Here is a 1,340-nt window from a genome sequence, read left to right as displayed (position 1 = left end):
TAGCAGGTCGCTGAAATACACCCGAGCTGACGCGACATCGCTCCAATTACGCGGCTCTCGCGGCAAGATCTTTCGCATTGTGCAAATTCAATGCGAATTCAACGTCCTTTTAAGCGCTTTGAGGCCAATTCTTGGCCTCATGTGCGCGTTTACCGTCACTATGGACGGACCTGTGCCAAGGATCGTAGGCGCACGAGGTTGTAGGCGGCCATGTTCAACACAAACATCTGATCCACCTTCTTCAACCCGCGCACCATCGCTTGGCGCATGCGCCCCACGGTCTTTGCCCAGCCGAAGCCTTGTTCGATCAGCTTGCGCTTTTGCTGAGAAATGGCGTAGCCCACGCTCGAGGCAATCGTGTCGCCCACCGCCGAACGCCGCCCGGCAGTATTTTGCGCTACGTGCGGTGTGACCTTCATCTCGTGGCAGGCCTCGATGAATTCCTGTGCGTCGTAACCCTTGTCCGCACCCAGCGTGACCTCCGCGCTCGCATCCTGTATCGCTTGCCGCGCGTCGTTGATCATGATCTTGGCCGCTTCACGCTCGGCATGTCCGTCAGCGTGTGTCACGCGCGCGTTGACCACCAGGCCGTGCCGGTTATCGGTCAGCGTATGGCCCATGTACCGCAATTCGCTGGCCGTCTTGCCTTTGCGATAGAGCCGCGCATCGGGATCGGTCCTGGACTGATGCGTCTCGTTGCTGCGCTTCTCGCCTTTGAAGTCGCCTGCGCCGCCGTCGCGATCCTGATCGTCACTGTTCTTGGGCACGAAGCTCTTGTGCCCCGCCCACGCCTGGATCAGCGTGCCGTCCACGCTGAAGTGCTCGCCCGAGAGCAAGCACTTCTTCTCAGCGATCGCCACCACTTCGTTGAAAAATGCGATGACCGCATCGTGCTTGATCAGACGTTCGCGGTTCTTCGTGAAGACCGTCGGCACCCACACCTCGTCATCCATTGCCAGGCCGATGAACCAGCGAAAAAGCAGGTTATATTGAACCTGCTCCATCAGTTGGCGCTCCGAGCGGATGCTGTAGAGCACCTGGATCAGCATGGCTCGCAGCAGCTTCTCTGGTGCAATGCTCGGCCGCCCGCCCTTTATGTCCGCTTCGTACATCCCGGCAAACAGCCGATCCATCTTCTCCAGCGCTTCGTTGGCCATCACGCGGATTGATCGCAACGGATGCGACGTCGGGACGAAGTCGTCCAGCTTTCGTAGGGAAAACAGACTCTCGGTGAACGTGTCGGCGCCGCGCATGATCTCGATGTGGCAAGTGGTAGTCCATCTATCAACGCTTCACGAACTCTGCGCGATGACGTGTTTCAGCGGTACTTCAGCAACCTG

1 protein-coding gene is annotated in these 1,340 nt (G+C 58.7%); it reads right to left on the bottom strand.

Annotated elements, in window-relative coordinates; translation table 11 throughout:
* Positions 1 to 158: 158 nt before the first annotated feature.
* The gene (locus AB4Y42_RS43950) at positions 159 to 1,253 is read right to left on the bottom strand and encodes an IS5 family transposase (RefSeq protein ID WP_368697853.1); all 1,095 of its coding nucleotides are present in this window, start codon (positions 1,251 to 1,253) and stop codon (positions 159 to 161) included.
* Positions 1,254 to 1,340 lie beyond the last annotated feature (87 nt).

The sequence above is a fragment of the Paraburkholderia sp. EG286B genome, from assembly GCF_040965655.1.
Lineage (GTDB): Bacteria > Pseudomonadota > Gammaproteobacteria > Burkholderiales > Burkholderiaceae > Paraburkholderia.
The sequence above is the reverse complement of the archived record's forward strand: the minus strand, read 5'-3'. Positions and strand labels throughout refer to the sequence as shown.

Coding starts and splice junctions, on each gene's coding strand:
- AB4Y42_RS43950 (WP_368697853.1), bottom strand. CDS start 1,253: ATGCGCGGCGCCGACACGTTCACCGAGAGTCTGTTTTCCCTACGAAAG.